This window comes from Nocardia sp. NPDC004711, from assembly GCF_053601595.1.
This window is the reverse complement of sequence record NZ_JBSGCB010000006.1, coordinates 50,871-75,332: the sequence shown is the minus strand read 5'-3', so window position 1 is coordinate 75,332 and position 24,462 is coordinate 50,871. Positions and strand designations below refer to the sequence as shown.

Annotated in this window: 23 protein-coding genes; 11 read left to right on the top strand and 12 right to left on the bottom strand. The window is 69.7% G+C overall.

Annotated features, from left to right (window positions below; translation table 11 throughout):
- The first annotated feature begins 17 nt into the window (after nucleotides 1–17).
- The 3 genes from ACWEKS_RS07415 to ACWEKS_RS07405 all read left to right on the top strand — a co-directional run bounded on the left by ACWEKS_RS07415 (nucleotide 18) and on the right by ACWEKS_RS07405 (nucleotide 3,011).
- Nucleotides 18–1,115, top strand: coding sequence for a DUF4328 domain-containing protein (locus tag ACWEKS_RS07415; protein ID WP_452339304.1), 1,098 nt, complete (start codon nucleotides 18–20; stop codon nucleotides 1,113–1,115).
- Nucleotides 1,112–1,879, top strand: coding sequence for a glycerophosphodiester phosphodiesterase (locus ACWEKS_RS07410; protein WP_452339303.1), 768 nt, complete (start codon nucleotides 1,112–1,114; stop codon nucleotides 1,877–1,879). The genes ACWEKS_RS07415 and ACWEKS_RS07410 overlap by 4 nt, the downstream gene beginning before the upstream one ends.
- Before the next feature lie 214 nt (nucleotides 1,880–2,093).
- On the top strand, nucleotides 2,094–3,011 hold the full coding sequence (locus ACWEKS_RS07405) for a DUF5926 family protein (RefSeq protein WP_452339302.1): 918 nt from the start codon (nucleotides 2,094–2,096) through the stop codon (nucleotides 3,009–3,011).
- A gap of 421 nt (nucleotides 3,012–3,432) precedes the next feature.
- Here the strand turns inward: ACWEKS_RS07405 and ACWEKS_RS07400 are convergent, their stop codons facing one another.
- The 4 genes from ACWEKS_RS07400 to ACWEKS_RS07385 form a co-directional block, all read right to left on the bottom strand.
- On the bottom strand, nucleotides 3,433–3,981 hold the full coding sequence (locus ACWEKS_RS07400) for a ferritin (protein ID WP_452339301.1): 549 nt from the start codon (nucleotides 3,979–3,981) through the stop codon (nucleotides 3,433–3,435).
- A 93-nt stretch (nucleotides 3,982–4,074) separates the two neighbouring features.
- The gene (locus ACWEKS_RS07395) at nucleotides 4,075–5,214 is read right to left on the bottom strand and encodes an LCP family protein (RefSeq protein WP_452339300.1); all 1,140 of its coding nucleotides are present in this window, start codon (nucleotides 5,212–5,214) and stop codon (nucleotides 4,075–4,077) included.
- Nucleotides 5,215–5,588: 374 nt separating this feature from the next.
- Complete coding sequence (locus ACWEKS_RS07390; protein WP_452339299.1) at nucleotides 5,589–6,383, bottom strand: CPBP family intramembrane glutamic endopeptidase; 795 nt, start codon at nucleotides 6,381–6,383, stop codon at nucleotides 5,589–5,591.
- A gap of 34 nt (nucleotides 6,384–6,417) precedes the next feature.
- A complete protein-coding gene (locus tag ACWEKS_RS07385; protein WP_452339298.1) occupies nucleotides 6,418–7,188 on the bottom strand; it encodes a DUF2470 domain-containing protein in 771 nt (256 codons plus the stop codon).
- Between the two features lie 115 nt (nucleotides 7,189–7,303).
- Here ACWEKS_RS07385 and ACWEKS_RS07380 point away from each other — a divergent pair, with 115 nt between their 5' ends.
- The 3 genes from ACWEKS_RS07380 (at nucleotide 7,304) to ACWEKS_RS07370 (ending at nucleotide 9,384) form a co-directional block, all read left to right on the top strand.
- On the top strand, nucleotides 7,304–7,723 hold the full coding sequence (locus ACWEKS_RS07380) for a hypothetical protein (protein WP_452339297.1): 420 nt from the start codon (nucleotides 7,304–7,306) through the stop codon (nucleotides 7,721–7,723).
- An 84-nt stretch (nucleotides 7,724–7,807) separates the two neighbouring features.
- Nucleotides 7,808–8,725, top strand: a complete 918-nt coding sequence (gene pheA / locus ACWEKS_RS07375) for a prephenate dehydratase (protein WP_452339296.1) — start codon at nucleotides 7,808–7,810, stop codon at nucleotides 8,723–8,725.
- Nucleotides 8,722–9,384: a histidine phosphatase family protein gene (locus ACWEKS_RS07370; RefSeq protein ID WP_452339295.1), complete on the top strand. Its 663-nt coding sequence runs from the start codon at nucleotides 8,722–8,724 to the stop codon at nucleotides 9,382–9,384. Before pheA ends, ACWEKS_RS07370 begins: the two co-directional genes overlap by 4 nt.
- On the opposite strand, the gene ACWEKS_RS07365 is transcribed toward ACWEKS_RS07370, so the two are convergent.
- The 6 genes from ACWEKS_RS07365 to ACWEKS_RS07340 all read right to left on the bottom strand — a co-directional run bounded on the left by ACWEKS_RS07365 (nucleotide 9,381) and on the right by ACWEKS_RS07340 (nucleotide 15,145).
- A complete protein-coding gene (locus ACWEKS_RS07365; RefSeq protein WP_452339294.1) occupies nucleotides 9,381–10,196 on the bottom strand; it encodes an ESX secretion-associated protein EspG in 816 nt (271 codons plus the stop codon). The two genes, ACWEKS_RS07370 and ACWEKS_RS07365, sit on opposite strands and share 4 nt — an antisense overlap.
- Nucleotides 10,193–11,377, bottom strand: coding sequence for a PPE domain-containing protein (locus tag ACWEKS_RS07360; protein ID WP_452339293.1), 1,185 nt, complete (start codon nucleotides 11,375–11,377; stop codon nucleotides 10,193–10,195). Before ACWEKS_RS07360 ends, ACWEKS_RS07365 begins: the two co-directional genes overlap by 4 nt.
- A gap of 15 nt (nucleotides 11,378–11,392) precedes the next feature.
- Complete coding sequence (locus tag ACWEKS_RS07355) at nucleotides 11,393–11,704, bottom strand: PE domain-containing protein (protein ID WP_452339292.1); 312 nt, start codon at nucleotides 11,702–11,704, stop codon at nucleotides 11,393–11,395.
- Nucleotides 11,705–11,804: 100 nt separating this feature from the next.
- Nucleotides 11,805–12,158: a metallopeptidase family protein gene (locus tag ACWEKS_RS07350; RefSeq protein ID WP_452339291.1), complete on the bottom strand. Its 354-nt coding sequence runs from the start codon at nucleotides 12,156–12,158 to the stop codon at nucleotides 11,805–11,807.
- 19 nt (nucleotides 12,159–12,177) lie between these two features.
- Entirely contained in the window at nucleotides 12,178–13,224 is a 1,047-nt protein-coding gene (locus tag ACWEKS_RS07345; protein ID WP_452339427.1) for a septum formation family protein, read from the bottom strand.
- A 331-nt stretch (nucleotides 13,225–13,555) separates the two neighbouring features.
- Nucleotides 13,556–15,145: a GMC family oxidoreductase gene (locus ACWEKS_RS07340; RefSeq protein WP_452339290.1), complete on the bottom strand. Its 1,590-nt coding sequence runs from the start codon at nucleotides 15,143–15,145 to the stop codon at nucleotides 13,556–13,558.
- A 197-nt stretch (nucleotides 15,146–15,342) separates the two neighbouring features.
- Here ACWEKS_RS07340 and serS point away from each other — a divergent pair, with 197 nt between their 5' ends.
- The 5 genes from serS (at nucleotide 15,343) to ACWEKS_RS07315 (ending at nucleotide 21,888) form a co-directional block, all read left to right on the top strand.
- Nucleotides 15,343–16,602, top strand: a complete 1,260-nt coding sequence (gene serS / locus ACWEKS_RS07335; protein ID WP_452339289.1) for a serine--tRNA ligase — start codon at nucleotides 15,343–15,345, stop codon at nucleotides 16,600–16,602.
- Nucleotides 16,603–16,677: 75 nt separating this feature from the next.
- The gene (locus tag ACWEKS_RS07330) at nucleotides 16,678–18,546 is read left to right on the top strand and encodes a putative bifunctional diguanylate cyclase/phosphodiesterase (protein ID WP_452339288.1); all 1,869 of its coding nucleotides are present in this window, start codon (nucleotides 16,678–16,680) and stop codon (nucleotides 18,544–18,546) included.
- A 148-nt stretch (nucleotides 18,547–18,694) separates the two neighbouring features.
- Nucleotides 18,695–20,062 carry an MFS transporter gene (locus tag ACWEKS_RS07325; RefSeq protein WP_452339287.1) on the top strand — a complete coding sequence of 456 codons (1,368 nt, stop codon included), beginning with the start codon at nucleotides 18,695–18,697 and terminating at the stop codon, nucleotides 20,060–20,062.
- A gap of 183 nt (nucleotides 20,063–20,245) precedes the next feature.
- Nucleotides 20,246–21,178, top strand: a complete 933-nt coding sequence (locus ACWEKS_RS07320; RefSeq protein ID WP_452339426.1) for a DMT family transporter — start codon at nucleotides 20,246–20,248, stop codon at nucleotides 21,176–21,178.
- A 56-nt stretch (nucleotides 21,179–21,234) separates the two neighbouring features.
- Nucleotides 21,235–21,888: a MauE/DoxX family redox-associated membrane protein gene (locus ACWEKS_RS07315; RefSeq protein WP_452339286.1), complete on the top strand. Its 654-nt coding sequence runs from the start codon at nucleotides 21,235–21,237 to the stop codon at nucleotides 21,886–21,888.
- A gap of 48 nt (nucleotides 21,889–21,936) precedes the next feature.
- Here ACWEKS_RS07315 and ACWEKS_RS07310 read toward each other — a convergent pair whose 3' ends face one another.
- Together ACWEKS_RS07310 and ACWEKS_RS07305 are read right to left on the bottom strand one after the other, a co-directional pair.
- A complete protein-coding gene (locus ACWEKS_RS07310) occupies nucleotides 21,937–23,481 on the bottom strand; it encodes a Rieske 2Fe-2S domain-containing protein (protein ID WP_452339425.1) in 1,545 nt (514 codons plus the stop codon).
- A gap of 45 nt (nucleotides 23,482–23,526) precedes the next feature.
- Nucleotides 23,527–24,369 (bottom strand): hypothetical protein, encoded by an 843-nt coding sequence (locus ACWEKS_RS07305; protein ID WP_452339285.1) that lies wholly within the window; start codon nucleotides 24,367–24,369, stop codon nucleotides 23,527–23,529.
- Nucleotides 24,370–24,462 lie beyond the last annotated feature (93 nt).

The window sequence follows — 24,462 nt, the reverse complement described above, 5'->3', positions numbered from 1 at the left end:
CGCGGAGAGGTGGAGCGATGAACGGGGGACAGGTGGGCCGATCGCGATCCGCCGTCGTACAGCCGTGCGCCCGCTGTGGCGCGCGCTGGGCGGTACAGGGCAAGCCGCTGCACTGGTGCCCGCGCTGCCACGGTGTCCTGCTCTCCCCCGCACCGGTGGACGCGCCCGCCGACCGGCGCAACTACCGCTGGGTGGCCCGCCCGCCCGGCCGCAGAACCAATGGCGCGCAGCCGGTCCGGCGTCCGGGTCCGCTGCAGACGCCGCGCTACCACCGGATTCCCCAGTGGGGCCTGCAGGATCGGCCCCCGGCCGCGGCCGCCGCGCCGCATCGCCCGCTGGCCGCGCTGAGTGACCGCATCACCGTGCTGCTGCCGGCCACCGCCGGTGTGTTCGTGTTCTCCGCCCTGGCCGAACTGGGCCGGTACGGCGTGTTGCTGCGCAACCGCACCCGCCTCATCCCGCCCTGGCTGCTGTGGATTTCCGATGCGGCCGTGACGGTTTCCGCGGTGGTGGCCCTGGTGCTGGCGCTGGTGTCGGCGGTGGCGCTGGTCGGCTGGCTCACCGAAACCCGCCGCGCCGCGTACGCGAGTGTCGGCGAGTCGGATCCGCGGTCGCTGCGCGCCCTGGTGCTGGGCTGTGTGGTGCCGATCGTGAATCTGGTGTGGCCGGGCATCTTCCTGACCGAGGCGGCACGGCTGCGGTCGGCGGGCGGTGCGGATCCGCGGCTGCTGTGGGCGGTCCGGATCTGGTGGGCGGCTTGGCTTCTCAATGCGGCGCTGGTGCTGGTGGCGATCCTGTACCGGTTCACGTCCTCGCTGCAGGTGCAGGCCGACGGCGTGCTGGCGAGCATGTGGACCGATCTGGTCGCGGCCGGTGTCGCGGTGGCCTCGCTCGGGCTGGTGCACGCCTTCGCGGGCCTGGATCTGCGGGGCCGCCCGAAGACGCTGCGCCGCTGGGTGATCGCCACCGGGCCCGCGCGGCCGGTGATCGAGCCCGTGCGACGCGCGCCCGCCGCCGTGGTCGGGAATGATGCAGTGGTCGGGGATGACGCAGCTTCCGGGGACGACGCAGAGGCGTCCCCGGCCGCGGAGCAACAGGAGGTAGTGGCGAAGTGAGCCGGGCCAGTCGTGCGCCGTTCGTGGTCGCGCACCGGGGGGCGTCGGCGGCGCGACCCGAACACACCCTCGCCGCCTACGATCTCGCCCTGCAGGAGGGCGCCGACGGCGTCGAATGCGATATCCGCCTGACCCGTGACGGGCACCTGGTCTGCGTGCACGACCGCACCGTGGATCGCACCTCGAACGGATCGGGCGCGGTCAGCGAGATGACTCTCGAAGAGCTGAAGGCGCTCGACTTCGGTACCGCGGAGGAACCCGAGGGCGTGCTCACGCTGTCCGAGCTGATCGAGCTGGTGCTGGACTGGAAGAGCCGTCCCACCAAGCTTTTCATCGAGACCAAGCACCCGGTCCGCTACGGGGCGCTGGTGGAGACCACGCTGCTGACCGAGCTCACCCGCTACGGCATCGGCGCACCCGCCTCGGCGGATCACTCACGCGCGGTGGTCATGTCGTTCGCCGCCACCGCGGTCTGGCGCATCCGCCGCGCGGCCCCGCTGCTCCCGACCGTCCTGCTGGGCGAATCCTCCCTGTACCTCTCCGGCGGCGCCGCCCACACCGTCGGCGCGACCGCCATCGGCCCGTCCGTGCGCACCCTGCGCGAGCACCCGGACCTGGTCGACAAGGCCGCCGCCGCCGGCCGCGCCACCTACGTCTGGACCTGCGACGATCCCGAGGACGTCCAACTCTGCGCCGACCTCGGCGTGGATTGGATCGCCACCAACTACCCCGCCCGCACCAAGGCCGTTCTCGCCACCGCCTGAACGCCGCACCGCGGTTCGCTCGACTTCGAGCTATTACAGTCCGCGCCAACCACTTTGGATCGGAAATCTTTGGTGGTTCGCGGCGCGTCTCGTTCTGGACTGACGGAGCGGGGGAGCGAAGCGGAGGAGCGGAGGAGGGAAGAACGAGACTTTCAGCGCCGCGAACCCGCCCGGAGCGAAGCGGAGGGCATCGAACACAGTAGGTTTGCCAGTCATGGGTAAGAGCAAGCGCAACAGTCCCAAGCCGGACTCCAATCGGGCGCAGAAGCTGGCCGCCCGCCGCGCCGAACAGGAGGCGGCGGCGCAGGCCGTGACGCGCCCCTTCGAGGGCTTGGCCGCCGAATGCGATCTGGTGGCGCTACGGGAGTTCGTGCCGTCGGCGACCGCGATCTTGAAGCTGTCGCCGAATGTCGCCGCGGAGCGGGAGGTCACCCTCGCCACCGTGCTGCCGGGCGCGGTTGCCGCGCTGGTGCGGGCCGGTGACGAGCCGATCGGTTTCGTCGGCACGCAGGTGCAGTTCCAGTCCGCCGATCCGGCCGCGGATCTGGCCGCCGCCGTGCTGTGGACCCAGTCCGCCACCCCGGGCGAGTCGCTGAGCGCCACGACCGTGGATGGCACGCCGCGGCTCACCGAGGTGCTGGATCCGGGTGCGGCCCTGGATCTGACCGTGCACCAGGACTTCAACTGGTGGGTGCCGGCGGGTGTCACTCCGGATCCGCAGGTGGCCGCCACCATCGAGCAGGCCAATCAGGCCATCATGCCGTCGGCCCGCCTGGAGCTGGGTGCGGACGCCGTCGGCGCCGCCTGGTGGGTGGACGCCGGCGAGAAGGCGCACATCCGCTGGGTACGGCCCGAGGACGAGGACCAGCTGATGCTGGCGCTCGCGCGGCTGCACGCGGCCGGTGATCTGCATCTGGGTGAGGGTTCGCGCTTCGCGGGCTCGTTCCGCACCCATGGTCTGCTGGTGCCGGTCTTCGACCTGGATCCGGAGCGGCACGCGAGCGAGTGGGAGGGCCCGGCCCGCGAGTTCGGTGCGAAGCTGGCGACCGCGCTGCAGTCGGACGCCCCGCTGACCTCCGAGGAGCGCCGCTCCCGTGACGGCCTGCGGTCGCGCCAGGTCACGCTGCGCTGACACTGTCGGGCTGAGCACCCGCGGTACCGGCACGGTCCGGGCCGTTCTCCGGTAACTGGATTCACTCGGTGAACGGCCCGGATTTTTTGCGGGGATTTTTCTGAAAAGTGCCTGTTTCGCTCCGAGTGCTCGGTTAAGTTCTCTTCACCCCGGAAGTTCAGGGGATCCGGTGATCATCACACCGGATATCAGATGAGGAGAAAAACCATGGATGCCATTCTGGCCGTGGTCAAGTCGCTGTTCGGTACGTTGTCCGCCAACGCGACCGGCACCGTCACAGTGCCGCAGAAGTAAGGAAAAGGCGGGTACGTATCGCACGAGCACCGAGCACATGCAACAGGCCCGGTCCAGCGCAAGGGACCGGGCCTGCTGTGTGAATCCACCGGGCCGGGAACCGAATTACCTTCGGCCCACGGAGTAATTACAGCGAGCCGCCCGCGGCGTGCGGTGCGCCGGACGCGTCCTTCGGACCGCTCATTTCCCGCTGCACGAAATTCTCCAGGTCGAAAAGATTCGCGCTGGCCCGCTCGGCGACGGTGAGCAGGGTATTCATGGTCGCGACTTCTTCGACCTGTTCCTTGAGGAACCACTGCATGAACTGCTCGCCCTGGTAGTCGCCCTCTTCCCGGGCGGTCCTGGCGAGCTGGATGATCTGCTCGGTGACGGCCTGCTCCTGTGCGAGCGCCAGCGCGATGGGCTCCTTGGCATTCGCGAATTGCGTCGTAGCGGCCTCGGTTCCGGGCATCTCGACGGCGATGTCGTGATCGATGAGGTACTGCGCGACCATCATCGCGTGGTTACGCTCTTCGACGGCCTGCTTGTAGAAATACTTGGCCAGAACCGGCAGATCGGCATTGTCGAACCACATCGCCACCGCGATGTACTGGTGTTCGGCATTGAATTCGTTGCGGATCTGATCCTGGAGCAGGGCCTGGAACTTGCTGCGCTTCGTCTGGGTTCGGGTGGACATGCGGATGACATTAATGCCTGGTCAAACCGCGTGTCATCCAAGTACAGCCTTATTGAGTGCAGCCTTATTGAGGCAAGTATTGCCTAATTCGGCCTAGCTGCCGACGGTGGTGATCAAGTCCTGCGGGATCTGCTGATCCTTGGCCAGCGCGTCGAAGAAAGCACTCGCTTTCGTCTTGTCCCAGAGCAGGACATTGCCACTGCCGGCCACGTCCTCGAATCCACCGACCGGGACCGTCGTGGTGATGGGATCGCTGTTCAGCGCATTGCCCAGGCTCGCCAGATCCCAGATGTGCGCGCCCTTGTCGACCTTCAGCGCCGAGGTCAGATCCCGCACCAGCGGCCAGGACCGGAACGGATTGGCCAGCGTGCCCGGGCTCGCCGCCTTCTTCAGCAGGGCGCTGAGGAATTTCCGCTGGTTGAGCATGCGATCCAGGTCCGCGCGCGGGGTGGCGCGGGAGCGCACGAAGCCCAGCGCCTCGGGTCCGTTGAGTGTCTGGCAGCCCGCGGGCAGGTCGATACCGGCCAGCGGATCCTTCATGGGCGCGTCCAGGCACATCTGAATGCCGCCGACCGCGTCCACGATATTGGCGAAGCCGCCGAAGCCGATCTGCACATAGTGGTCGATGTGCACGCCGGTCGCGCCCTCCACCGTCTTGACCAGAAGCGATGCGCCGCCGACGGCGAAGGAGGCATTGAGCTTGTCCTTGCCGACCCCCGGGATGCTCACATACGAGTCGCGCGGCAGGCTCACCAGCGTCGGCCGCCCCGACTTCGGGATGTGCACCAGGATGACGGTGTCGGTGCGCTCGCCCTCGACATCGGAGGAGTCACCGGTGGACAGCTGCTGCTCTTGATCCTTGGACAGCCCCGAGCGGCTGTCGGAACCGACCAGAAGCCAATTCGTCCCGGGCGTGTCGCCGATCCGGCCCGAATAGTTCGCGAGGGCGTCGATCCGGGTCAGGTGGGTGTCGACATAGATGGCCGCCGCGATCGGCAGCAGCAGGAGCACCAGCAGCAGCGAGAGGGTCCAGCGGACCCAGTGCCGCTTCCTGCGGGGCCGGGAGCCGCGGGGTGGGCGGCCGTCGCCGCCGCGGCGCTGAACGGGCGGTGGTGGCGGGGGAGTGCGCGGCGGCTCCTCCCGGAAGGGGACCGGCTGCCGGGTCGGCGCGTGACCCATGGGGGCGGCGGCGCGCTCCCGCGGGGGCGGCACCCGATTGCCCGGCGGCGGCATCCGATGGTCCCCGGGCCCGCGATTGTGGTGCGGCGGAACGCGAGTCCCCGGCGGCCGCTGCCGCGGGGCCGGGTTCCCGGGCGGGACCTGCGAATAGGCCAGGTCCGGACCGGATTCATGGCGTCGGATCACCTGAGTTGGTTCTATCCGGGGCCTGCCGTCGTTAACGGGCCGGCTGTCCGCGGGCGGCCGGTGAGACGAAGGTCTCTGCGATTGCCCGGGATTCGCCGCGGGTCGAGGCGGGTACGCCGGGGGCTCGCCCGGGCGTCCCGGCGGCGGCTCCCGGCGTATCCGTGCACAGTGCTGGGGGTCGTCGCCGTTCATCACTGAAAACAGTACCGACCGCGGCGCCCGCGTGGCTCGTTCCGATCGGATTACGGCAGCCAGGAGACGTGTCCGTGCAGGAAGGTGTACCCGATGTAGGCGATCGAGTCGATGAGCGCGTGCGCCAGCAGCAGCGGCCAGAGCCGGTTGGTGCGCTGCCAGTAGCGTCCGAAGATCAATCCCATCACCAGGTTTCCGAGCCCGCCGCCCAGGCCCTGGTACAGGTGGTAGCTGCCGCGCAGGATCGCCGACGCCAGCAGCGACCGATTCTCCGTCCACCCCAGCGCCCGCAATCGTGAGATCAGGTAGGCGACGACCAGCACCTCCTCGGCCGCCGAGTTCGCCCACGCGGACAGCACCAGCACCGGCAGCCGCCACCAGTGCGCGAGCGAACTGGGCACGATGGTGACGCTCACACCCAGCGCGTGGGCCGCGAGATACAGTCCCAGCCCGGGGACTCCGATCACGGCCGTGAGCGCGAGTCCCGGGAGCACGTCCGCCCGCCAGCGCAGCCGCCGCGCCAGTCCGATCGCCCGCGGCGCGATCCCGCTGCGCCACAGCAGATAGAGGCCCAGCGCCGCCCAGCCGAGCAGACGGGCCACGCTCAGCAGCTGGAAGAGCAGGTCGATGGTCGACCGGGTGGCCCGTGGCGCGTTCAGCGCGACGGTCTGCCCGCCCACTCCGCCGGGCGCGAGGGCGCTCTCCAGCAGTGACAGTGCCGCACTGGCCCCGCTCAGCCCGAAGGTGACGACCAGCACCACCGCGATCTCGAGTTTGATCGCCCGCCGGCCCGATTCGGACGATTCGGGTGCGGGCCACACGGGTGCGGGATCAGCCGAAACCATGCCCGCCAATCTAGGCGGGCGCCCGGCGAACTCGTCAGATGCGGTGCAGGCCGCCGTGGAAGGGGTTGCCCGCCAAGGTGTGTACCGCGCGGCTGAGGGATTCGATGTCGTGCGCCGGGGCCTCGAACGGGATGCGGATGTCGTGGTCGGCCTCGGTGGTCTCGACGCGCAGGGTGACGCCGTAGCGGTCGATGGCCAGCGGATGGATGAGGGCGCCGCGGCGCAGGGCGTGCGGCAGCCGGCGGGCCAGGCGGTCCACCACATCGGGGTGATCGGCCTGAAGGTGTTGCAGCCAACCGGCTTCCAGCGCGCAGAACGGATCGGGTCGGGCGTCGCGCAGCTGCTCGCGTTCGACCGAGTCGGCGCCGGCGGTGTCGGCCACCACCGCGGAGTCGATGACCAGCCGCAGCAGGACGGCGGTGTGGCCGACGTCGAGCAGGTCCGGATGCGGATGGTCGGCGGCGACCGCGCCGGCCAGCGCGCGCTGCGCGTGCGCCGGCACGGCGTGCGCCCAGCCGCGCAGCCAGACCAGGGCACGGACGCGTTCGCGCAGCGGCAGCGGGGCCTGGTCGGTGAGTTCGAGGACCGCGGGGGATCCGTTCGCGCCGCAGCCGAGGACGAGACCGGCGGCGGTGGAGTTCATCGGGACCGCCAGCACCATGTCCCCGCACTGTCGCAGCAGGTGCACGGAGGTGGGCACCGGGTCGAGGCCGGGCAGGGCCAGGACCGCGTTCTCGGCGTGCGCGCAGGCGGTGTGCACGCGTTCGGCGGTAGTGGGTGCGACGACCTGGGCCGCGGGTGGCATACACACCTCCGGGAGTTGAATTAGGTAAACCTAAGCTAAGTGACGTGGGTCGCGTGCGCAAGGGCTTCCCGGGTGGCCGCGCCGCCCGTGTCGCGCCGATCGCTACCGTGAAGACGTGCCGCACGATTCGTCCCCCGCGCCCGAACCGGTCGCCCTCACCCTGTCCGTCCCGCCCCGCCCGGCCCGCGGATTGACCGCGGAGCTGGTCCGCCCGGTCTCCGCCGATCCGGGCGTCGAGGTGCTGGACCTGGCGCTCGACGACGAGGCGGTGTCGGAGTTCCTGGTGCGAATCGTGCACGGCGACAGCGGTTTCGTCGCCCGCACCGATTCGGGCGAGCGGGCGCTGGCGGGTGTGGCGGCGACCGTGGCCGCGCTCTGCGGTGAGGACATTCGCGGCGCGCTCGCCGCACCGGACATCGCGTTCCTCAGCGGGCTGAAACCATCCGCGGTCGAGGCGTTCCGTGAGGTGCTGCTCGCCATCGAAACCGGCGAGGTCGCGGCCGTGACCACCACCCTCGCCGTACTGGGCGCCTGAACCCACCGCGCCCGGGGGTGCGAAGTTACCCAGGAGTTGACCAAAGCCGGGGGCGACCGGGCACACGCAAGTAATGTCGTAACCGTGCCGCGTATCGCCTACTTCGGGCCGTCGGGAACCTTCACGGAGATGGCCCTCGCCAAACTGGAGTCCACCGGAGTCTTCGATGGACCGGTCGAGCGTGTCCCGGCCCCGAGTCAGGGCGCGGCCGTCGAGCTGGTGCGGGCCGGTCAGGCCGCGGGCGCGGTGGTGCCGATCGAGAGCTCGGTCGAGGGCTCCATCGCGCCGACGCTGGACGCGCTGGCCGTCGGCCCGCGGCTGCAGATCATCGCGGAAACCGACCTGGACGTGGCCTTCACCATCGTGGGCCGCCCCGGCATCGAGCTCGACGAGGTGCGCCGGATCGCGGCCTATCCGGTCGCGGCCGCGCAGGTCCGTATGTGGCTGGCCGTCACCATGCCGCTGGCGCAGCTGTACACCTCCGCCTCCAATGCCGCGGCTGCCGAGGACGTCGTCGCCGGGCACGCCGATGCCGCCGTCTCCACCGCGCTGGCCGGCGCCCGCCTCGGGCTCACCACCCTGGCCGACGGCGTCGCCGATGTCGATCGGGCCGTCACCCGCTTCGTGCTGGTCACCGCCCCGCGGCCGGCGCCGCCGCGCACCGGGGCCGACCGCACCTCCATCGTGCTGGAGCTGGCCAACGAGCCCGGCTCGCTCATGCGCGCGTTCGCCGAATTCGCCACCCGCGGTATCGATCTCACCCGCATCGAATCCCGGCCCACCCGCACCGGCATGGGCACCTACCGTTTCTACCTGGACTGCGTCGGGCACATCGACGACGCCGCGGTCGCCGAGGCACTGAAGGCACTGCACCGCACGGCCGCCCGGATCCGATTCCTCGGCTCCTGGCCGGCTACCGCGGCCACCGGCACCCCGCCGCCGCCGGACGCACCCGGCGCGGCCTGGCTGGCCGATCTGAAGAAGGGGGTGGCCGACCTGTGACCGGCAAACTCATCCTGGTCCGGCACGGCGAGACCGAGGGCAATGTCGGCAAGATCCTCGACACCCGGCTGCCGGGCCTGCCGCTCACCGAACGCGGTGTGGCGCAGGCGAAGAGCTACGGCGCGAACCTGGCCGTCCCGCCGCAGCGGCTGTTCTCCTCGGCCGCGCTGCGCGCCCGGCAGACCGGCGGCTACATCGAGGCCGCGACCGGGGTCACCCTGGATGTGCTGGAGGATCTGCAGGAGGTGCAGCTCGGCGACCTCGAGGGGTTGAACACCCCGTCCGCGCACGAGGAATTCCAGAAGGTGTATCACGCTTGGCATTTCGGTGATCTGAGCGTCCGGGTGCCCGGTGGCGAATCCGGGGAGGACGTGCTCGCCCGCTACGTCCCGGCACTGCAGCGCCTACGCGACGACTATCTGAGCCGCCCGGACGCTCACGATGTCATCGTGGTCAGCCACGGCGCGGCCATGCGGCTGGTCTCGCGCGAATTGACCGGGGTGCCAAGGCCTTTCGCCGCCAACAATCACCTGGACAATACCGAGACCATCGAGCTGCAGCCGTTCGAGGACGGCACCTGGGAATGCAGCCGCTGGGGCCGCTATCCCGCACCGTTCGGCGACGCCATCGCGGCCGGCGGCGACGACCCCATGGGTTAGCCCGGGAATTCCGTTCGCAGCGGCAGGGATTCGATGAGATCCCGCAGCGCCGTGCGCAGCCGGGCCGGGGTGCCGCCCGCCAGCGACGTCCACTTCGTCCCGTCCGCGGCGGTGCCGGTGCTGGCGAGAAAACGGCCGTGCCGGGTGTTGTACACCGCGAGGTGGGTGCCCACCACGTCGCGCGCGCCGTCGCCGTAGCGCACGCCGACGATCTCCGCGTGCGAATTCACCTGCACCAGAGCCGAAGCGAGGACCGGTGCGTCGCGGGCCGGGGTGCCCACCGCGGCCAGTCGCCTGGCCGTGGTGGCGGCATCGCCCGCGTCGTCGAACACGGGAGCCAGATCCGCGGTGGGCGCGTTCATTCCGGACAGTTCCAGCGCATCGGCCGGGCCGAGCGCGGCCATCACGGTGCCCGGCAGATCGTGACCGGCCGCGTCGATGACACAGGTGCCCGGGCCGCGCAGCGCCACCACCTCGATGTCGTCGCCCTTGGCCACACAGCACCGGTTGACCTGCCCCGCCACATACCAGCGCACGGCCAGCACCCAGTGTGGCCGGTAGAGCACGCGCAGCCGTTCGGCCAGTTCCGGATGCACCTCGTCGCCGTCGAGCAGTTCACGCGCGGTCAGGGCGGCGGACGCCCTGGACATGGCGGTGTCGTGGTCGGCGGCATTGTCGTAGCGGCCCATGGCATCCAGCACCACGGGCAGCTCGTCGATCCCCAATGTCTCCAGGAGATACTGCATTTCGTCGAGCGACAGCGTGACCGACCGCAGCGTCGACGGCCCGCGGTCCGCCCCGAGGACGGTCACCGGTCGGCCGGTGGGTCGCCGCCGATGACCGCGGGCGCGATGACCCGGCCGTCGGCGAACACCTGCACCGAGCGGCCGTAGTCGTGGCCGCGGTGGGACTCTTCCTCGTCACTGTCCCGGGTGCCGGGCAGCGGGCTGGTTCCGGCCGAACGGACCGGCGCGGTCGCGGCCGGTGTGGTGGTCACGGTCACCGGTTCGGCGATCGGCGCCGCGGGAGCCGGTGCGCCACCGGCGTTTCCGAGACCCGCGCCCCAGCCCTCGGGCAACTGCAGTGTGCCCGCGCCATTTCCGATGTTCGTCGGCGTGCCGCCGCCGGTGACGGACACCGCCTGCGTGGCCGGCGCCGCGCCGCCCGCGCCGGCGGTCGAGACACCCGCGCCCGCCGTGACCGGCAGGCCGGAGGTGCCGAAGCCGGGCGTTTGCGTCACCGCATTCGCGACCGCCGTAATCGCTGTACCAGCAACGTTTCCCGCGCTGGTCACACCGCTGGTGACCACCGTCCCCGCCAACTGTGCAACCTGCGACAGGGCACTGGTGACGGCCGGATTCTGCGCCGAGACGGCGGCCGTGCCGAGCGCCGCCCGCAGCGGATCGCTGTCAATGGTGAGCGGGTCGCCACCCGTATTGGCCGAGCCCGCGCCCACGGCGATGGGCGGCGGCATCAGGAACTGGCCGGGCGTGGCCACCATCGAACTCGTTGCGGCCTCATAGGTTTCCATCACCAGCGCGGCCCGGATGTCCAGCGCCAGCTTGGCCGCCTCGGCTGCCTCCGCGGTCCCGTTGAGCGCGCCGCCGCTGGAATATGCGGCCGCACGTGCAGTTTCGACGGCCGCGATCTCCGGCAGGCTCGGCATGGCGAGGGAGGCCACGGTGTAGGCGGTGGCATTGGCGGCGGCCTTGCCCGCCATCACGCCGGCCATGACGGCCTGCTGTTCGGCCCACGCGGTGAAACCGCCCAGCCGGGCCAGCACAGTGAGCCCGTTCAGTCCTTCGAGACCGACCCCGATCTCGGCCATCACCCGCGTCACCGTGGTGGTGGCGTCCACCCAGGAGGCGGTGAGCGCGCCCCAGGCGCTGCCCGCGGCCACGATCGGAATGGCGTGCGCCCCGGTATCGAGGCAGAGGGAATTGAATTCGGCCATCCGGGGCAGCCAGCACACCCCCGTGATTCCCAGCGTCATGCGTGCGTCTCCCCTCTACACCTGGATCGCGGCGAGACCGGCTGCGCGCTCGGCGTCCTGGGCCAGGTACTGGGCCAGCTGGCTGCGCAGGGTGGCGGCCGCGTGATGCAGTTCGAGAATGCCCTGGGCGACCGAGTGGTCGTGGGTCAGCGCGGCATTGTTGAAATGCGCTGCGGCGAGGAAGGACACCTCCTCGGTGCCGGAGGGCAGCACATGGGTGGCCGGAGCCGTCGCGCTCGCGGCGGCGGCGAGGCGTTCGGCGAGCAGATCGAGTTCCAGAGCGGCCGCGAGGATCACCTCGGGCTGCACCAGCATGTGGCCGACCATGATCGGGCTCCCTTCGCCGTTCCACCCCGGTTGTGAGGATTGGACGTGGAGGTTCGCCGATCGGTTCCCGATGCCGCTGGTCAGCCCCAGCCCAGCTGATTCAGCCCCAGCCCAGCTGATGCAGGCGCTCGTCGTCGATCCCGAAATAGTGCGCTATCTCGTGGATTACGGTGATCGCCACCTCCTCGACCACCTCTTCTTCGCTGTGACACATCCCGAGGATGGCCTCGCGATAGATGGTGATGGTGTCCGGCAGCGCGCCCCCGTAGTGGCTGTAGTCCCGGTCGGTGAGGGCGATGCCGTGGTACAGACCGAGCAGGTGGGGGTCCTCGTCGCTGCGCGGCTCGATGAGCACCACCACATTGTCGATCGCCTGTGACAACTCCCGCGGAATCAGATCGAGGGCGTCGCCGACCAATTCCTCGAAGTGGTCGTCGGACATGGAGACGGGCATGCCTACAGCTTCCGTCGCATCACCGTGGCTGGGGGATGACCGGCGGGGCCGCGCCGGGCAGCGGCGGCGGGGTGTAGCGGCCGTTGTTGGGCGGCGGCACGGGGGCCTGGCCGTCGATCTGGATGTCGCCCTTGGCCGATCCGGTGATGGTGGCGAAGCCCTCCTGGTCGGCGCCCTTGCCGACCATGCAGTTGAGGCTGCGGGAACCGGCCAGCCAGCTGCGGGCGTCGAGCGCGTCCCAGAACAGGGTGAGGGTCTTGTTGCGCAGTGCGTCGGGGGCGCCGAGGTAGTCGCCGGCGTCCTTGGTGCACTCGTCCTCCATGAACTTGTCCTGATCGTCCTTCGAGGGCGGGCCGCCGTTGAAGTGGGTGGCCAGGTCCACGGTGGAGACGATCTCGAAGGCGTGCGGCTGGGTGCAGTCGACCGGATCGGTGGGCAGGTTGGACTTGATGCCGATGCAGGTGCCGAGGTCGTAGACCTTGGACTGGTTGATGTCGCGCACGCTGCCGGTGATGGGCTTGGTGGCGAGGCCCTGGCTGCGGGAGACCTGCAGGCCGCAGCGCAGCGTCCGCTCGCCCGCCTGCCAGCCCGCCTCACCCGGATTGATCAGGCCGACAACGAATTTGCCGCGCGGGTCCAGGCGGCCGCCGAGGTATTCCTGGGCGGCGCTGACACAGTGCTCGTCGCGCAGCTCGGAGAAGCGCAGCGAGTCCGGGAAGCGGGAGCCGGGCCCGAACTCCTTGCCCGGGTACTTGCTCAGGTCGATGTCCGCGGTGACCTCGAACAGGTGCTTGCTGGCGCAGTCGACCTTGGTGAGGTCGCCCGCATTGGCCTTGGACCAGGTCAGGCAGTCGCCCTCCCGGGCGGTGCCGAAGGCCGCGCCCGCGACCGCGCCGGTGGGCTGGGCGGCCCCCGGCGCGTGCGCCTTCACGCGATTGGAGTCGAAGCCGTTGGAGACGAACATGGTGATGAGCACGGCCAGGGTGACGCCGGCCGCCATGGCCAGCAGCCCCCACCGCACCGTCGACGCCGAGAGCGGACCGTTCTGGTCCAGCTTGGATTCCATGGCGCGGAACGGCGTCAGCAAACGATCCAGCGCTGTCGGCTTCCGACGGTTCGGCGGCCCGGGGCGCTGCGAGGACGGAGGCGCGGGCCACTGCGAAGGCATCTTTTGCTCAGGCATCGGCACCGAGCTTAATTGCCTCCGCTTCGCTCCGGCGGGTTCGCGGCCAAGGCGCAGGTCTTATGGAGCCGGAAGCTCGATTCTTCCCGCCTCCGCTCCTCCGCTTCGCTCCCGTATCCGCTCCGAGCGCGGGGAGGCGGAGCGCAGTCCAGAATCGAGCCGGGCCGCGAACCTTAAGGTGCTGTTGTTGGGGGTCAGAGTGCGTGGTGGCGCCTCACGACAGGATGAGCTCGGCCGCCTTCTCGCCGATCATGACCGCCGGGGCGTGGGTGTGGCCGCGGGTGATCACCGGCATGACCGAGGTGTCGGCCACACGCAGGCCCTCGATGCCGCGCACCCGCAGTTCCGGATCCACCACGCTGGATTCGTCGCGGCTCATGGCACAGGTGCCGACCGGGTGGTACAGCGTGTGCGAGTGGTCCTCGAGGCAGCGCTGCAGCACCTCCTCCATCGGGGTGTCGGAGGACACGGCCGGCTGCATGAGCTCGCCGATGTGCTCCTTCAGCGCCGGCTGGTTCGCCAGTTCGGCACAGATGCGCAGACCGGCGAGCAGGGCGGCGCGGTCGGCGGGCTCGGCGCAGTAGCGCGGGTTGATGCGCGGCGCGGTGAACGGGTCCGGGGAGGTGAGGGTGACGCTGCCGATGGATTCCGGCTTGAGCAGCACGGCGGCGAAGGTGAGCGCGTGCCCGTCCGGATCGCCCAGTCCCTCGGCGATATATGGTGCGGGCGCGAAGATGAGTTCCAGGTCGGGCAGGTCGAGCTCCTCGCGGCTGCGCACGAACCCGTAGGCCTCACCGATGTTCGAGGTCAGCTGCCCGCGCCGCAGCAGCAGGTAGTTGGCGAGCTCGAGCAGGTTCTTGTCCGCGCCGTAGAGGCTGCCCCCGCTGGTGCGGTAGATGATGGGCGCGGCCAGGTGGTCGCGCAGGCCGCGCCCGACCTCGGGCAGGTGCTGGACGACGGGGATTTCCAGCTCCTGCAACCGGTCGCCGTCGCCGATGCCGGAGAGCATGAGCAGCTGCGGGCTGTTGATGGCGCCGCCGGACAGGATGATCTCGCGCTTGGCGGTGATCTGCTTGGTCTCGCCGCCGATCCGGAATTCCACCCCGGTGGCGCGCTTGCCCTCGAACAGCACCCGGGTGACGTGCGCGTCGGTGACGACGGTGATGTTGCGTCCCTGCTGGCGTGCCGGCCGCAGGTAGGCGTCGGCGGTGCTCCAGCGCGCGCCGCGCTTCTGGGTCACCATGGTCTGCGAGAAGCCTTGTGGCCGATCCTGATTCGCGCGTTCCACCGGGTATCCGGCTTCGGTGGCGGCCTGCAGGTAGGTGTGGGTGAGCGGGCGCGGGCTGCGCTGGCGGGAGATGTGCAGCGGCCCCTTGCGGCCTTCACCGGGCTCGTTGGCCTCCTCGACGGCTTCCATCCGCTGGAAGATGGGGAGCACCTGCTCGAAGGACCAGCTCGGTCCGGCGTAGCGGGCCCATTCGTCGTAGTCGGCGGCGAAGCCGCGCACCCACATCATGGCGTTCATGGAGGAGGAGCCGCCGAGCATCTTGCCGCGCGGCCAGTAGACGCGCCGGTTGCTGAGCTCGGGCTGGGGTTCGGTGCGGTAGTTCCAGTCGTTGGGGCCCTGGAACAGCTGGTTGAACGCCGCGGGAATGTGGGCGAATTTGTCGCTGTCCTCGCCGCCGGCCTCCAGGACCACGACGCTGACGCCGGGTCGCTCGCTCAGTTTCGCGGCCACTGCGGCCCCCGCGGATCCGGCTCCGACGACCACGAAATCGGCGGTGTGCGGGGTGTATTGGGGCATGCTCACTCCTCGGAAAGACCACGGCGGAGCCCTGCCGGACTCCCTGCCGTCCCATGCCGCTAACCCTAGGGTGGATATCGGCCGGTCGTGGGGTGGATCGGCGGGATCGGGGGCGAAACCGCGCCGATCAAGATCGAATACCGAGGCCGTGGACCTACACGAAATCCACTGGCGGTCGCCTACTAGGCTCAATGGCCATGATCGACCTTCGATTCCTGCGGGAGAACCCGGATGTGGTCCGTGCGTCGCAGCGCGCGCGTGGCGAGGACCCCTCCCTGGTGGATGCCCTGCTCGAGGCGGATGCCGCCCGTCGCGCCGCGGTCGCGACGGCCGACAATCTGCGCGCCGAGCACAAGGCCCTGGGCAAGAAGGTCGGCAAGGCTTCCCCGGACGAGCGTCCGGCGCTGCTGCAGCTGGGTCAGGAACTGTCGGCGAAGGTGAAGGAGGCCGAGGCCGCCGAGACCGCCGCGGACGCCGACCTCGACGCCGCCCAGCGCGCGCTGTCGAATGTGGTGCAGGAGGGCGCGCCCGCCGGCGGCGAGGACGACTACATCGTGCTCGACACCATCGGCACGCCGCGCGAGTTCGATTTCGAGCCCAAGGATCACCTGGACCTGGGTGAGTCGCTGGGCCTGATCGACATGGAGCGCGGCGCGAAGGTGTCGGGCTCGCGCTTCTACTTCCTCACCGGCAACGGCGCGCTGCTGCAGCTGGGCCTGCTGCAGCTGGCCGCGCAGAAGGCGGTGGCCAACGGGTTCACCATGATGATCCCGCCGGTGCTGGTGCGCCCGGAGATCATGCAGGGCACCGGTTTCCTGGGCCAGCACTCCGCCGAGGTCTACCACCTGGAGGACGACGACCTGTACCTGGTCGGCACCTCGGAGGTGCCGCTGGCGGGCTATCACTCGGGCGAGATCCTGGATCTGAGCGCGGGCGCCGAGCGCTATGCCGGCTGGTCGTCGTGTTTCCGCCGGGAGGCGGGCAGCTACGGCAAGGACACGCGCGGCATCATCCGCGTGCACCAGTTCGACAAGGTGGAGATGTTCGTCTACACCACCCCGGACCAGGCCGACGCCGAGCACCGGCGGCTGCTGGCCTGGGAGCAGGAGATGCTCGCCGCCATCGAGGTGCCCTACCGGGTCATCGATGTGGCCGCCGGCGACCTGGGCAGCTCGGCTGCCCGCAAATTCGATTGCGAGGCTTGGGTTCCCACGCAGCAGACCTACCGCGAGCTCACCTCGACCTCGAATTGCACGACGTTCCAGGCGCGTCGCCTGAATGTCCGGTACCGGGACGAGAACGGCAAGCCGCAGATCGCCGCCACTCTGAACGGCACTCTGGCCACGACTCGGTGGATTGTCGCTTTGCTGGAGAACCATCAGCAGCCCGATGGTTCGGTGCGGGTGCCCGCTGCGCTGGTGCCTTTCGTGGGCACCGACGTGCTGGTACCTCGCTGAATATTCGCTACTCGGCGTGGCTTATTCCGTCGGTTGTGTCTACTGGTGTCAGGGCTTGTGTCTAGGCTAGGCAGCGTGCGAGGAATCGGGTCCCGCGGCGATACCCGGACCCGGGTACGGGCGGCGTCGGCGCTGGCGACGGCAATGGTCATGGCTCGGACCACCGGGGCGTTCTACGTCATGGGCGGGGTCCTGGGCCTGGTTCTGACTGCGGTCGCTCCGGGTGACGAGGGCAATCGGCCGCTGGTGGGTGCGGCGGCGTTCGTGGCGCTGCTGCTGGGTATCAGTCTGCTGATCTGGGGTCCGCGGCTGCCGCATTGGGTGCATCACGCGTATGTGGCGACCGCGACCGTGCTGGTGACCATTGCGGTGCACTGGTTTCCGAATACGGTCGGCGCGATCGGTCTGGCGGCGTTCTATGTGTTCGTCGCCTGTGATGCCGCCATCTTCTTCTCCTGGCGCTGGCTGGGCGGGCACATAGCGTTCGCCATCGTCTGCTGTCTGTGGGTGGTGCCGTCGCGCGGGTTGCCGTGGTGGTCGGGCATCATTCCGGCGGGTATCACGTTCGGAATCGGCATCGTGGTCGGCATTTTGACGCGCATGGCGTCGGACGCCGATATCGATGTGCTGACCGGGCTGCTGAACCGGCGTGGTTTCGATCGGGCGCTGAGCAATGCCATCGGGCACGCCACCCGTACCGGCCAGGGCCTGGCCCTGGTGCTGGTGGACCTGGACCGCTTCCAGAAGATCAACGATCACCTCGGGCACCGGGCCGGTGACGCCGTGCTGCAGCGGGTGGCCGACTCCTGGTCGAAACTGCTTGCGCCGGAGCAGCGGCTGGCCCGCTACGGCGGTGACGCGTTCGCGCTACTGCTGCCCGGGACCACCGAGCAGGCCGCGATCCTGCTGACCGAGGAGCTGCGCGCGGCCGTCACCACCGGCTGTTCCGCGGGCGTGACGTCCTGGCAGCCGGGCGAATCCGGGTCGCTGCTGGTGTCGCGTGCGGATGTGGGCCTGTACCGGGCCAAGCAGGCGGGCCGCAATCGCACCATGCTGGAGTCCTCGCGGCAGCTGCCGCTGGCGGTGGAGCTGCGGGAGGCCATCGATCGCGGCACGCTGGACGTGCAGTACCAGCCGATCGTGAGTCTCACCGATGGCGCGACCCGCGCGGTCGGCGTGGAAGCCCTGCTGCGCTGGTCTTCGCACGCGCAGCCCGATGTGACCACCGAGGGGCTGATCCGGGTCGCCGAGGAATACGACCTCATCTCCGATCTGGACGAGCTGGTGCTGCGACGGGCCTGCGCCGATGCCGCCCGGTTGCAGGAGACCTTCGCCCAGCTGGATCTGACCCTGAACGTCAATGTGAGCGGGCTGGAGCTGGCCGAAACCGAGTACGCCGACCGGGTTTCCGGCATCCTCGCGGAATCCGGCTGGCCCGCCGAGCAACTCGTGCTCGAGGTGACCGAGAGCGAGCTGGCCGCCGAATCCGAGACGGCCATCGCGAACCTGCACAAGCTGCGCGAGTTCGGCGTCCGCATCGCCATCGACGATTTCGGCACCGGCTACTCCTCGCTCAGCCGGCTGGCCACGCTGCCGTCGGACATCCTCAAGGTGGACCAGTCCTTCGTGGCGTCCATCCAGTCGGATTCCCCCGCGCCGCCGCTGCTGGGCGTGATCGCGGCGCTGAGCAAGTCGCTGGACCTGCAGGTCATCGCCGAGGGGGTGGAGACCGAATACCAGGCCGCCGTGCTCACCGAGCTCGGTTTCGCGCTGGCCCAGGGCTACCACTACAGCGATTCGCACCCGGTGTCCGAGCTCATCAGCGACCTCAATGACCGGCACGGTCTGGTCGGCGCGGCGGTGTCGGAGGGCGAGCCGTCGACCAATGGCTGGGTACCGCTGGACAATCCGCTTGACGGTGGGGCGCCCGGCGCGCAGGGTTGATCCCATGCGGCTGCTCATCTACGCCTGTTGATTCGTACTCCGTAGTGCGCTGCCCCGGGCTCACGCCGAGCGCGTGGGCTCTACGCACGCACCGACCCACCCGATCCGGGTACCAACCCACTCGATACGCGCACTGACGCTGCGGGCGATGCTGTTCGCCGTCACGGCGGACCTGATCCCGCTCTATGCGATCTACGCGCTGCTGTTCGCCGACCACGGCCTGAACACGGCGCAGATCTCGTCGCTGTTCGCCATCTGGTCCGCGACCTCGTTCCTGCTGGAGATTCCCTCCGGTGCCTGGGCCGACACGGTCTCGCGGCGCGGCCTGCTCGTGCTGTCGGGTGCGCTGCTGGCGGCGGGCTTCGCGGTGTGGACGCTGTACCCCTCCTACCTGGGATTCGCCGTCGGCTTCGTGCTGTGGGGTACTTCGGGCGCGCTCCGCTCGGGCACCTTCGAGGCGCTGATCTACGACGATCTGCACGCGCGTGCCGCGACGGCCGAATACCCGCGGCTGATGGGCTATGTCCGCGCCGCCACCGAATCGGCTGCGCTGGCGGGCATTCTGGTCGCGGCCCCGCTCTACGCGTGGGGCGGCTACGCGCTGGTCGCCTGGTCCAGTGTGGTGATCGCCGCCGTGCACACTGCCACCGCGGCCCTGCTGCCGACCGCACCGAAGTCGGTGTCCGCGGCGGAGGTGGAGGAGCTCGAAGACGCGGACGGTGGTGTCGAGGCCCCGGCTGACGATGCCGAGGACACAGACGGCGGTGTGTCCGGGCAGGAGCCGTACGTGCGAACTGATGACCGCGACCCCCCGTGCGAAACCCGCACAGCCGAATCGGAATCCATCGGCTACCTGGCCATGCTGCGCTTGGGTATGCGAGAGGCCATGCGGGTCAGGGTGATTCGGCGCGGGGTCATGCTGGTGGCGCTGCTGAACGGCATCACCGCGTTCGACGAGTACTTCGCCCTGCTGGCCGATCACGCCGGCGCCGGCCCGTCCCTGGCCGCGGTCCTGGTGGGTGTCACGGTGGCCGGAGCCCTGGCCGGCGCGACGCTGGCGGGCCGCACGGAGGGAATCCCGGCGCGAGTCATGGCTGTGGTGCTGGCCGTGGCCGGTGTCCTGTTCATCGCCGGTGTGCTGCTGGCGGGCGCGGCCGCCCATCAGCCGCAGGCAATGTATGTGCTGACGGCCGTGGGCTTTTCGGCGGTGGGCGTCGCTTACGGCATCGACTACAACGCCGACGTCATCGCCTCGGCCCGACTGCAGGACGCCATCTCGGGCCCCGCCCGTGCGACCGTGACCTCGGTGTCCGGCTTCGCCACCGAGATGATCGCCCTGCTGGTCTTCGTTTTCGCCGCGGTGGCCACGACCTGGCTGTCCTTGCCGGTGATGGTCGCTCTGCTGGGGGTGCCGCTGCTGCTGGCCGCGGCCCTGGTCCCTACCTGGCTGCCCCGGGCGGCAGCGGACTCGGATCGGGTGCCGGGGCCTGCTGCACGGGATTCGGAGCAGCCCTGATCCGGAGCGGCAGGGCGGCGGAGGTCGTCGGACGCTCGGGGTTGCGCCCGACAGTGGTTGCGGGTCGTCCTGTGCCGGAACGGGATCCGAGCCCAGTGTGGTGCGGTGTGTCGGAGCGACGCGCGACATGATCCGGTTGGTCGGTGCGGTGCCGGGGAAGGCGGGGACAATCGGGCGGTGGCAATGCGGCAGTGGGCGGGGTTGGGGTTCGGGGGGTCCATCGGCGCGGCCGTGGCCATTCAGGCGCGGATCAATGGGGAGCTGGGGCAGCGGCTGGGCGATGGGATTGCGGCGGCCACCATCAGTTTCGGGAGTGGATTGCTGATCCTGGCCGTCGTGTACGCGGGCAGCGGGCGCTTGCGGGCGGGGGTCGGGCGGGTGCGGGCCGCGCTCGGTACCGGGGAGTTGCGATGGTGGCAGCTGCTGGGTGGGCTGTCGGGCGCGTATTTCGTTGCGTGTCAGGGGCTCACGGTGGCGACCATCGGGGTGACGGCGTTCACGGTGGCCGCGGTGGCCGGGCAGCTGGTGAGCAGCCTGGTGGTGGATCGGCTGGGTTTGGGCCCGGGCGGACCGACGCCGGTGACGGCCGGGCGGATCGGTGCGGCGGTGCTGGGGCTGGTCGCCGTGCTGCTCGCGGTGCTCGGCCGGAGCGGCACCGGCCCGGTCGCCGGGCATTCGACGGCCTCGATGCTGCTGGTGGCGTTACCGCTGGTCGCCGGGCTGCTGGTGGCTTGGCAGCAGGCGGTGAACGGCCGGGTCGGTGCGGTTGGCGGACCGCTCTCGGCGACGCTGGGCAACTTCGCGACCGGCACGGCGGCGCTGGCGATCATCGAGGCGGGCGTACTGGTCCGGCGCGGTGGTCTCGGGCCGCTGCCGAGCGAACCGTGGCTGTATCTCGGTGGCCTGATCGGCATTTCGTTCGTGGCGCTGGCGGTGCTGGTGGTCCGCTGGATCGGGGTGCTGTTGCTGGGCCTGACCTCGGTGGCGGGCCAGCTGCTGGCGTCGCTGGTGCTGGACGTGGTGGCGCCGACCGGGATCGGGCTCTCGGTGTCGGCGATCATCGGCTGTGTGCTGACCTTCGTGGCGGTCGCCGTGGCCGCCCGATCGCGCGGATGAAATCTGTTCCCCGGATTCGTAATTCGCTGTCCACATGAGTGTGCGATGGTGCGATCATGGCTATCGACTACGTGGTGTGGGTCGCGCGTCTGGTGCTGGCCGTGGTGTTCGGCCTGTCGGCGTGGGGAAAGCTCGCCGATGGGCCCGGCACCCGGAAGGCGGTGGGGGAGTTCGGGATCCCGCTTGCCTGGACACCCGCGGTGGCCTGGGCGCTCCCGGCGGTGGAGGCCGTGGTGGCGGTGGCGCTGCTGCCGCCGTGGACCGCGGCCGGTGCGGCGCTGGTGGCGATACTGCTGCTGGGAATGTTCACCGGTGCGGTGGTGCGCCTGCTGCGCCAGGGAAAACGCCCTGTCTGTTCATGTTTCGGGGCCGCCAGCGCCGCCCCGATAGGGCGAGGCACGGTGGCACGCAATATCGTGCTGATCGTCCTGGCCGGCGTGACGGCCGTGGCGACGCTGGCGGAGCCGCAGGTGCCGGGCGGTCTGCCGGTGGACCATGTGGTCGCGATGGGGGTGGCGGCCGGATTCGGTGCGGTGCTGGTATCCCTCTGGGGTGAGCTGCGAGCCCTGCGCCGCCGCCTGGACGAGAAGGGGCTGCCGCCGGGTGCGGTCGCGCCGGAATTCGAGGTGCTGAAGACCGCGGGCGCCCGGGCCGGAGACCGCGCTGCGGTATCGCGTGCGCGGGACTCCCTCAGGCGTCCGCAGCACTGAGCAGGCCGGTGGCGGCCGATGCACCGGGCATCGGCCGCGATCACCGCATCAGACCAGTTTCTTCGAGCGCAGCTCGTGGCCCTTGGAGGTCTTGCAGCGGCCCGATTCCAGATCCCACTGCCAGCCGTGCAGGTTGCAGGTGAGCGTATTGCCCTCGACCACACCGAATTTCGACAGGTCGGCCTTGAGGTGGGGGCAGCGGCGCTGCACTTCCCAGCCGCTGAGCGCGGTGGAGGCGGAATCGTCGTGTGCCTCGGCGAACCAGCCGTCGGCGTAGGCGATGCGCTCGTCGGTGAGGCACTTGAAGAAGGTGTAGAGGAATTCGTTGTAGCCGCCGATGCGCCAGGTGGTGAAGCGCGTCGACAGGAAGATGGTGTTCACCCAGTCCGGCTCGTCGTCGCGCAGCACGGTGCGCACCAGCTGCGGGTCGATGCGGAATCCGTAGCGGTACTTGCCTTCTCCCTCGATGGGCTCGCGCACCACCCGTTTGGGGAAGTCGAGCACCACGGTCTCGCCGCCCATGACCAGGCCGACCGGGTAGCCGATGCCGTCGCAGATGAGGTCGCTCTGCGCCATGATCGGCTCGAACTTGGCCTTGAGCGCGGGCAGCAGCGGCTCGCCCTCGGCCGGGGCCCAGGTGGCCTTCTCGGCGGCCAGCACCGGCGCCATGCGCTGGGCCATGGCCTCGATGTAGGCGGCCTTGTCGCCGTAGATGGTGTCCGGGTCGACCGGGTGGGTGAGCGAATTCAGTTCCTTGCCACACAGATCCGCGGTCGAGCCGGGGATCATGAGCAGCCCGCCCTCGTTGCCGTGGATCTTCATCTGGTCCAGGAAGACGATCTGGTCGGGGAAGATATTGCCCTCGTCGCCGCGGTCGTCGTTGAGGTAGCGCAGCTCGTCGTCGAGGAAGACCGGCGGGCCGGCCGACGGGACGACCCAGGTGGCCCCGACCTGTTCGATGTAGGAGCGGCAGCGGTCCATGCCGCGCTGGCGCTTCTGCTTGCCGAAGTTGGCCTTGGTCTTGGTCGGAATGTCGTACACCATCGGATACCAGATGGCGCCGGAGTACTGCAGCAGGTGGATGTCCACGTGCCCGAAGGCGTCGTGCAGCATGTCCATGTCGACGGGCCGGGCGTCGTTCATGTTGAAGCACACGGTTTCCCCGTCGGCGACGACCAGGGCCGAGTCGCCGATCGGGCCGTCGGCGGGCGCGCGCAACGCGATGATCATGATGTCCAGATCCCCGCCGGGACCGGTGACGGTGGTCTTGACCGAGTCCTCGGTCTCCACGAACTTGGTGAAGCCGAGCTTCTCGAGCTCCCGCTTCAGGTCCGGCACCGGGTAGTCGGGCAGCAGGACGGTGGCGTCCTTGTTGACCTTGTCGGCCAGGTGCTTGGCGTCCCAGTGGTCACGGTGCAGGTGCGAGACATAGAGGAAATCGCAGTTGCCGAGCTCGTCCCAGTCCAGCTGGGTGTTGTCGGGGAACGGGAACCACGATCCGAAATAGGCCGGATTGACCCACGGATCGCAGAGGATCGTTCCGGCAGCGGTTCGAATGTGGAATCCGGCGTGTCCGACGCTGGTGATCTGCACGAGCTTCATTCCTCCCTGACCGTTACCAGCCACCCAGAGTACTGGCTAGCCGGAGACGTCGCCGATGCAGTAACCCTCGGAGCCCGACTTCAAGGTGTATATCTGTTTTGTCTGGTCCCCGGCGGCGGTGGTGACGGGAACCGACACCGTGATGTACCCGCCGCGCGGCCACTCCGACTTGATGGACTGGTCCACGAAGGTCCTTACCGCCCCCGGCTTCGACGGGTTCACCGCCAGCGGTGCGGTGGCAGGTTTCCCGGTGGCGTCCGGATCCCAGGTCCGGCCCGCGGCGCAGACCAGTGGATACGCGTCCTCCCGGTCAGTGGGATGCAGCGGCCGGCCCATGGAGCGAGAGAGGAAGCGCCGCACCGTGTGTCGCGCGTCGGCGTCATTGAAGCCGAGTTCGCCCCCGGTCGGGTAGACGTGCGGGCAGGCATAGCCGGTGGCGATGTCGCGGTCCTGCGCGGTCACCGTGACCTCGGCGTTCTGCCAGGTCACGGACTGGCCGCTGGACACGCCCGGTCCGGCGAGCGCATCGATGATGGCCTGCGGCTCGGCGTACATGCTCCGAATATTGGGCGGCGCCATGGTCCAGCAGCGGTCGGCCAGTTCGTCCAGCCCCCTTCCCTGCAGGTCGGCCGCCCAGCGCGCGACGGCCGACGCCGCATTCGGTTTCCCGGGCGCCGCCCCGACGCCGCCGCTCACCGCCGCGACGGGGCTGGGGCTACTGCTGGTTTCACGGGACATATCCAGGTCGGCCCCGAAATCCGTGCCCTCGATTCCGGCTTTCGAATCGCAGCCGCCGGCAAGGCAGGCCGCGCCGACTATCAGCGTCCCGAGCAACCCCTTGTGGATTTGTGCACGCAACGCTGTCCGGCCGTTTTCCACTCGTGCGAACCTCTTTCAGTGTCGAGAAGTCACATCAATTGAATTGCTGTTACCGGGATCACTGGATGCCGCGCGGGCAGCGACTAGGCTAGC

Coding starts and splice junctions, on each gene's coding strand:
- ACWEKS_RS07415 (WP_452339304.1), top strand. CDS start 18: ATGAACGGGGGACAGGTGGGCCGATCGCGATCCGCCGTCGTACAGCCG.
- ACWEKS_RS07405 (WP_452339302.1), top strand. CDS start 2,094: ATGGGTAAGAGCAAGCGCAACAGTCCCAAGCCGGACTCCAATCGGGCG.
- ACWEKS_RS07400 (WP_452339301.1), bottom strand. CDS start 3,981: ATGTCCACCCGAACCCAGACGAAGCGCAGCAAGTTCCAGGCCCTGCTC.
- ACWEKS_RS07395 (WP_452339300.1), bottom strand. CDS start 5,214: ATGCCGCCGCCGGGCAATCGGGTGCCGCCCCCGCGGGAGCGCGCCGCC.
- ACWEKS_RS07390 (WP_452339299.1), bottom strand. CDS start 6,383: ATGGTTTCGGCTGATCCCGCACCCGTGTGGCCCGCACCCGAATCGTCC.
- ACWEKS_RS07385 (WP_452339298.1), bottom strand. CDS start 7,188: ATGCCACCCGCGGCCCAGGTCGTCGCACCCACTACCGCCGAACGCGTG.
- ACWEKS_RS07360 (WP_452339293.1), bottom strand. CDS start 11,377: ATGACGCTGGGAATCACGGGGGTGTGCTGGCTGCCCCGGATGGCCGAA.
- ACWEKS_RS07355 (WP_452339292.1), bottom strand. CDS start 11,704: ATGGTCGGCCACATGCTGGTGCAGCCCGAGGTGATCCTCGCGGCCGCT.
- ACWEKS_RS07350 (WP_452339291.1), bottom strand. CDS start 12,158: ATGCCCGTCTCCATGTCCGACGACCACTTCGAGGAATTGGTCGGCGAC.
- ACWEKS_RS07345 (WP_452339427.1), bottom strand. CDS start 13,224: ATGGAATCCAAGCTGGACCAGAACGGTCCGCTCTCGGCGTCGACGGTG.
- ACWEKS_RS07340 (WP_452339290.1), bottom strand. CDS start 15,145: ATGCCCCAATACACCCCGCACACCGCCGATTTCGTGGTCGTCGGAGCC.
- serS (WP_452339289.1), top strand. CDS start 15,343: ATGATCGACCTTCGATTCCTGCGGGAGAACCCGGATGTGGTCCGTGCG.
- ACWEKS_RS07325 (WP_452339287.1), top strand. CDS start 18,695: ATGCTGTTCGCCGTCACGGCGGACCTGATCCCGCTCTATGCGATCTAC.
- ACWEKS_RS07320 (WP_452339426.1), top strand. CDS start 20,246: ATGCGGCAGTGGGCGGGGTTGGGGTTCGGGGGGTCCATCGGCGCGGCC.
- ACWEKS_RS07315 (WP_452339286.1), top strand. CDS start 21,235: ATGGCTATCGACTACGTGGTGTGGGTCGCGCGTCTGGTGCTGGCCGTG.